Genomic DNA, 7311 nt, shown 5'->3' with positions numbered 1-7311 from the left:
CACCACCCCCGCCACGTCGACCCCCGTCCGCGTCCAGGTCCACTACGGCTCCGTCAAGAAGCTCGGCCACTGGACGGACTCCCGCGCGTTCGAGGTGCGCGCCCGACGCGGCATGGCCGTGCTCGACCTGCGCTCGTCGCGGATCGCGGACGGCGACATCGAGGTCGAGGTGGACCTCGACCACTCGATGGTCAAGCTCCTCGTGCCCGAGGACGCACGGATCGACCACTGGGACCTGCGCTACACCGGACGCGGCCGCGTCAAGGACTGGACGGGGACGGACGGCGAGGGCCGGCGGATCCGGATCACCGGCGAGGTCCGGCACGGCGAGATCCGCGTGCACCGCGGCGGGATCGCCATCCTGTCCGCGATGTTCTCCCGCGAGTATGTCAAGGACGTCCGGCGCGCCCACCGTGAAGGCGGCACGCCCACGGTGGACGACCCCGGCCGGGTCGCCTAGCCACACGCAAGAGCGCGTACGGTGCCTGCCGTGCGCGCTCTTCCCGTGCGCGCTCTCCCCGTGCGCGCTCTCCCCGTGCGCGCTCTTGGTGGCGGAGTTCCAGGCGGAGGAGGCTGCACGCGGGACCGTCCTGAGCGCAGCGCAGGACCTCGTCGGGGTCAGGTGACGGGGACGGAGTGGCGGGGACGGCGCCAGCGGCGCAGTGAGATCACGTCTTCCGCGCCGTCCAGCACGCCGCCGGCGGGATCGTCCGCGCCGTCCGCCCGGGACAGGTCGCCGGACGGGCGCAGGATGTCCCACACCACCAGGAGCGCCAGCGCCAGGACGGTCAGGAACCGCGCCAGCATCGCCAGCGAGTAGACGTCCTGGCTGATGCCGCCGTCGGGTGCCTCGAAGTTCAGCAGCGCCGACACGGTGGCGGACAGATCGGCGCCCTGGACCTGGCTCGACACCGACAGCAGGAACCACCAGATGCCGAAGAAGTAGGCGATCTCGCCGAGCTGCCAGACCACGAACGCCGGCAGTTTCGGACGCGCCAGCGCCGCGAGGGGCAGCAGCCACAGCACGTACTGGGGCGACCAGACCTTGTTCGGCAGCATGAACGCGACCAGGACGAGGAACATCAGCTGCGGCAGCCGCGGTCGACGCGGAGCCGCCAGGGCCAGGACGGCGATCCCGGCCGCGAGGACGAGGAACGTGCCCGTGCCGAGCGTGTTGAGCCGGTCGGTGTCGTCCAGGCCCGTCACCCCGCGGTCCTGGAGGTAGAAGAAGATCGAGCCCCAGTCGATGCCGCGCTTCTGGCTGAAGGTGTAGAACTCCTTCCAGCCGTCCCACGCGAAGATCATCACGGGCAGGTTGACCAGCAGCCACGCGGCGGCCGTCCCCGCGAGCACCCGTCGCATGGCGCGCCACTGCCCCGTCCGGACGCACAGGAGGACGAGCGGGCCGAGGAACAGCAGCGGGTAGAACTTCGCCGCGATCGCCAGCCCCAGCATCGCGCCCGCCAGGCCGGGACGGCGGCGCGACCAGGCCGCGAGGGCGAGCGCCGACAGCGCGACCGCGAGCAGGTCCCAGTTGATGTAGGCGGTGAGCAGCAGCGCCGGGGACAGCGCCACCATCAGGCCGGTTCGCAGCGAGTGCCGTCCCGCCGCGTACGCCGTCGCCAGGACCGCCACGATCGCCAGGAGCGCCAGCATCAGGACGGTGACGTTGTAGAACGCGAGCCCGCGCGCGTCCACGCCGAACGGCCGGACGAGCCAGGCGACCAGCTGCATGAAGCCGCCGCTCAGCACCGGGTACTCGACGTAGTGGATGTCGGAGCCGGTGAGGGAGTCGAAGTACGGGACCTTGCCGTCGTTCAGCCCGCGCACGTAGTAGAGCGGGTACACGTCGGTGTAGCAGGCCCGCGTCGTCGTCTTGATGAAGTCGAACTTCACCGTCGCGCACGGCTGCTTCTGCAGCCAGCCGAGCAGGCACATCAGGGCCGTGACGCCCGCCAGGACCGGCCCCAGCGGAGCCAGCCGCCCGCGTCCCTCCGCACCATCGCTGCCGGTGCCGGCGGCGGACATATCGAGCCTCTCAGAAGACGACGACATGGACAGCAGACTATTGGTCGCCTGTCGCGAGCGGGTCCGCACGACCGGAACGGCTCAACCGCCCAGGAACGTCCCGACCGGAACGGCCCGGAGCCGTCGTGGGCTCCGGGCCGTCATGCGGTACGCCGGGTGGCCGGGAGAGCCGAAGGGCTTCCCTGGCGGCCTCAGCGGCCGTTCGGGGGCCTCGGCTCCTCTTCCTTGCAGCCGGGGTTGTCCATGTGACCCCGCTGGCACCACCAGTCGGGAAATCCGGGCGGCGGGATGTCAGGATCGCACCCGGGCGGCATGTTGAACTGGTTGCAGGGCACCTTGCTCGGCGGCTGGCTCGTCGGCGGCGTCGACGGGTCCGGACTCGACGACACGCACGGCCTGGCGCCGTTCCGCTGGCCACCGTTCTGCTGCCCGCCGTCGGGAGTGCAGGTCGGCGTGTTCTTCGGGGTCGGCGAGGTGGACGGCTTCGGCGTCGGCTTCGCCACCGCCCATGGCGCGATCTGGCCGCCGTTGACGGGCGCGCCGAACGGCGTGATCTCCTTGCCTTCCAGCGCCTTCAGCATGAACTGCTTGAACAGGTCGGCCGGGACCGTACCACCGTAGACCTGGTTGTAGCCGCCGACGCCGATGAGCGACTGCCGGTTCTCGCCCTTCTGCCGCCACATCGCCACCGACGTGGAGAGCTCCGGGGTGTAGCCGACGAACCAGGCGGACTTGTTCTGGTCGGTGGTACCGGTCTTACCCGCGACCGGACGGGCGCCCAGGTTCGCCCGCTTACCGGTACCGGTCGTGACCACGGCCCGCATCGCGGACGTGGCGTCCCGGGCGACGCCCTCCGAGAAGACCCGCTCGGACTTCTCGAAGGGGCGCTTCTTGATGAGCTTCCCCTTGTTGTTCTTGATGGGCTTCCCGTCCTTGTCGGTGATCTCGGCGATCACATGCGCCGGACGGTGCTGCCCCTCCGCGGCGAACGTCGAGTACACCGACGCCATCGTGACCGAGGTCGTGTCGATGACACCGAGCGGGAGGCTGGTGTAGTTGTTCTTGAGGTTCGGGGTGCGCTCGGGGATGCCCATCTTGACCGCCATGTCGGCGACCTTGTCGAGCCCGACCTTCTGGCCGAGGTCGACGTAGGCCGTGTTGATCGACTGGGCCGTCATCTCCTTGAGGGTGTAGACGCCGTTCTCGCCGCGGCTGTCGTTGGTGAACGGCGTCCCGGCGATGACCCGGCGGTAACTGCCGTCCATCGGAGTCTGCAGGCTGACGCCCTGGTCGAGCGCCGTGGCCAGCACGATCGGCTTGAACGACGAGCCCGGCTGCACGTTGCCCTGGAAGGAGTCGTCGAACTGCTGCGTCTCGTAGTTGGTACCGCCGTAGGCGGCCACGACACCACCGGTCTTCGGGTCGATCGCCGTGAGCCCGAAGCGGATGTCCTTGCCGAGGTTGTACTGCTTCTTGATCTGGCTGACCACCGTGCCGGTGTAGTCCTGAAGCTGCTTGTTGAACGTCGTCTTGATCCGCAGGCCGCCGCTATCCACCATCTGCCGGTCGACGCCGAGCGTCTCAAGCTCGCTCATGACGCGTTCCTGGAGGTAGCCCGCCTGGGGACCGCCCTTGATGTCGCTCCACTCCTTGTACGTCCTCGGGAACTTCGCCGCCGCCCGCTTGGTCGGGTCGAGCCAGCCCTCCTTCGCCATCCCGTCCAGGACGTAGTTCCAGCGGAAGATGAGGGCCTTCTTGGCAGGGTTGGAGTCCGGCCCGTAGGAGCGGAAGTAGTTCGGGCGCTGGATCATCGCGGCGAGCACCGCCGCCTGCGACTCGTTGATCTGGTTGACGGGCTTGTGGAAGTAGGCGCGGGAGGCCGCCTGGATGCCGTACGACGCGCGCCCGAAGTAGACGGTGTTGAGGTAGAGGCCGAGGATCTCCTTTTTGTCCATCTCCTCGCCGGCCCGGACGGAGATCAGGATCTCCTTGAGCTTGCGGCTGATGCTGCGGTCCTGGCTCAGGCCCTGCCAGTAGTTCCGGGCGAGCTGCTGGGTGATCGTCGAACCGCCCTGGACGTCGCCGCCGGTCGCCGTCTTGAACAGCGCGCGGGTGACACCGGTCGGCGAGATGCCCGGCTCATGCCAGAAGTTACGGTCCTCCGCGGCGAGCACCGCGTCCTGCACGTGCTTCGGGATCTTGCTGAGCGGGAGGCTCTCCCGGTGCATGCCCATCCGGGCCAGCGGCGAACCGTCGCTGTAGGAGAACACCGACTCCTGCTTGACCGCGTCCTGCTGGGCCGCGCTCGGGATCGGGGTGTTCATGTAGGCGACGACGACCAGCGTCGCGAGGCCGAGCAGGCCGACCGTGAAGACGGCGAGCACGATCTTCCAGGACGGGACGTACCGCCGCCAGCCGGTCTTCTGCGGCTTGTCGGCGCGCTTGCCCCGCCGTCCTCTGCCACCGCCGCCGGGACCGCCTGGCCCTCCGGGGCCGCCCGGACCGCCACGGCCACCGGGACCTCCCGGGCCGCCGGGTCCACCTGGGCCACCGGGCCCGCCGGGCCCTGAACGCACGGCCGTGCCGGTGCCTCGGCGGCGTGCGCCCGGTGGGGCCGTGCGCGGGGGAGGTGCGCCGCGTCCCGCCGGTCTGGCGCCGGGGCGGGGTGCCCGGCCGGGCGTCGGCGGGCCCGCCGGGGCTCCGCGCTGCGCGCCGGCGGGCATGCCGGAGCCGGCGGGGCGAGGCGAGCCCCTCCTGCCCGGGCTCTCTCCGTATTCCGGTCCGTATCGGCTTGGGTTACTCACGCGACCTCATCAACTGGGGTACGGCTGTGCGTCGTCCGAGCGTACTGCGCAGGGGGAGGCGCGGGGGCCTGAGGAGCAAGGTCCGCGGGCTTCGTGAGGGACGAACGCGCTGGCTCTGGATGCGGCGAATCGCGAACATGCTTCATGTCACATCGGGCTCCGCCCGGGATCGCCCGATTCATTCGGGCGGCCTCGTGAGCGGCAGCAGCGGTGTCATGCCCTCGACTCTGGGCCACCGTCCGCCGCCGTTCCCCATGCCCCGGCAGGCGGGGTCGCCCCGGTGGACGCTGCACCACCACCGAGGCGGAGGGTTGCTCGGCGGCTTGTTCGGATCGCAGTTCCCGTCCGGGAACGGCGACTGGCACGGCGGCTTGTCGCCCTGGCCAGGGTCATCGTCATCGTCCTGGCACCGCGGGTCGTACTGGCCGATCGGACCATCGCACCACGGCGGCCTGCCGTCGTCGTCCTTCTTCTTCTTGGGCGGCGGCGGCTTGGCCCACTGCTGCACGAGGCCGCCCCAGACCGGCGGCGGGAACGCCTCCGGGCTCATGCCCCGGGTCGCCTCCGTCATGTAGTGCCGCCAGATGCGGGCCGGGATCGTCCCGCCCTGGACCTCGCCGATGCCGTCCAGGATCAGCGACTTCTTCTTCCCGTCCGGACCGGCCGCGTCGTTGTACATCGTGACCGCGGTCGAGATCTGCGGCACGTACCCGACGAACCACGTCGCGACATTGCGGTCGGTGGTGCCGGTCTTGCCCGCCGCGGGCCGTCCGTCCGGCAGCGCCGCCGCCGTCGCCGTCCCGCCCCTGATCACCTGCTGCATCGCGTACGTGGCGTCCGCCGCGACCTTCCCGTCGAAGACGCGGTGGCTCTCGTACTTCGGCTTCAGCCGCACCGTCTTGTTGTCGGTCATCTTGACAGTACGGATCACGTGCGGCTTGTGGTATACCCCGCCGTTGGCGAACGTCGCGTACCCCGCCGCCTGCTCGATCGGACGGATGTTGTTGACGCCGAGGGCGAGGTTCAGGCAGCAGTTGTGCGGCTTGAGCAGGTCGGGCGCGATCCCCGCGTCCGTCTCGGTCTTGATCACCTCTTGGATGCCGACCTTGCCCATCAGCTGGATGAACGCGGTGTTGATCGAGTCCTGCGTCGCCTTGACGAGGTTGATCGCCGGGCCGGCGTTGTGGCCGTTCGGGACGACGGTGGCGTTCTGGCTGCCCTTCGGGACCACGTTGCCGTTGGGGTCGATCGGCGTCATCGACCGTCCCTCGACGAGGCTCTTCAGGCTGTAGTTCTGCTTGAGCGCCGTCGCGAGGACGTACGGCTTCATCGCCGATCCTGCCTGCGCCGAGCCCGACCACACGTTGTCGAACGCCTGCGTGAGGTAGTTCGGACCGCCGTAGAACGCGACGACCTCGCCGTTCGCGGTGTTCACCGACACCAGGCCCACGCGGATCTTCTTCTTCGCGAGCTTGGCCGGCCGTACCTGCGGGACGGTGTGCTCCGCCGCCTCCTTGGCGTCGGCCATCTTCTTGCGGTCGAACGTCGTGTAGACCCGCAGGCCCTTGGTCGTCAGCTCCTTGTTGTCGATGCCCAGGCGGCGCAGCTCCTCCTTGGCGCGCATCAGCATGTAGCCGCGCTGGCCGCCGTAGAGCTGGTTCCCGGTGCCCGCCTCATTGATCCTGGGCACCTTCGCCATGTACCGCTCGGCGTCGGCCTTGCTGAGCTTGTTCATCGAGACGAGGCCCTTGAGCGTGTACTGGTACCGCGCCGTCAGCCACGCCCGGTTCGCCTTCTCGCCCGGGTCCCGGTTCGGGTTCTGGATGATCCCGCCGAGGACGGCCGCCTGGTCCGGGGAGAGCTTCCAGACGTCCTTTCCGAAGTACTCCCGGGACGCCGCCTGGATGCCGTAGGTGTCGCGGCCGAAGTAGATGGTGTTCAGGTAGAGCTTGAGGATCTCGTCCTTGGAGCGCTTGTCCTCCAGCTTCAGCGAGATGAACAGCTCCCTGAACTTCCGGCTCATCGTCCGGTTGTTCGGATCGGAGTAGTAGTTCTTCGCGAGCTGCTGCGTGATGGTGGAGCCGCCGCCCGACCCGCCGGTCAGGTTCCGCCACACCGCGCGCGAGGTGCCCTTGACCGAGAATCCCGGGTCCGTGCGGAAGCTCCGGTTCTCCGCCGCCAGCACCGCGTCCTGGACGACCGCCGGGACCTGGCGCAGCTCGACGCTCTGCCGCTTCTTCCCGATCCGGCCGATCTCGGTGCCGTCGGTGTAGTAGAAGATCGAAGCCTGGTCCTCGACGCCCGCGACCGTGGGCTCGGCGGGCGTCGGCGTGTTCGCGTAGGCGACCCAGGTCAGCGTGAAGAGGCTGACGCACGACAGCGCGGTGACACCGGCCACCACCTTCCAGGACGGGACGAACCGCCGCCATCCCGTCCCCCGGGACCGCAGGTGATCGGCCAGGCTCCGCTTTCCCGGCCC

The 7311-nt window shown here is 69.5% G+C and carries 4 protein-coding genes; 1 reads left to right on the top strand and 3 read right to left on the bottom strand.

Going from position 1 to position 7311, the window contains the following annotated elements:
* The coding region (locus E1298_RS41525) for a hypothetical protein (RefSeq protein WP_131902875.1) at positions 1–460 on the top strand (460 nt) is incomplete at its 5' end.
* 158 nt (positions 461–618) lie between these two features.
* Here the strand turns inward: E1298_RS41525 and E1298_RS41520 are convergent.
* From E1298_RS41520 to E1298_RS41510, 3 genes are all read right to left on the bottom strand, one after another.
* Positions 619–2055, bottom strand: coding sequence for a glycosyltransferase family 87 protein (locus tag E1298_RS41520; RefSeq protein WP_243726161.1), 1437 nt, complete (start codon positions 2053–2055; stop codon positions 619–621).
* Between the two features lie 164 nt (positions 2056–2219).
* Positions 2220–4412, bottom strand: coding sequence for a transglycosylase domain-containing protein (locus E1298_RS41515; RefSeq protein ID WP_243726160.1), 2193 nt, complete (start codon positions 4410–4412; stop codon positions 2220–2222).
* A 598-nt stretch (positions 4413–5010) separates the two neighbouring features.
* On the bottom strand, positions 5011–7311 hold a 2301-nt coding region (locus E1298_RS41510), incomplete at its 5' end, for a transglycosylase domain-containing protein (protein WP_131902873.1).

Origin of the sequence: Actinomadura rubrisoli, from assembly GCF_004349215.1 — a bacterium.
Taxonomy (GTDB): domain Bacteria; phylum Actinomycetota; class Actinomycetes; order Streptosporangiales; family Streptosporangiaceae; genus Spirillospora; species Spirillospora rubrisoli.
This window is presented reverse-complemented; position numbering and strand designations above follow the sequence as displayed.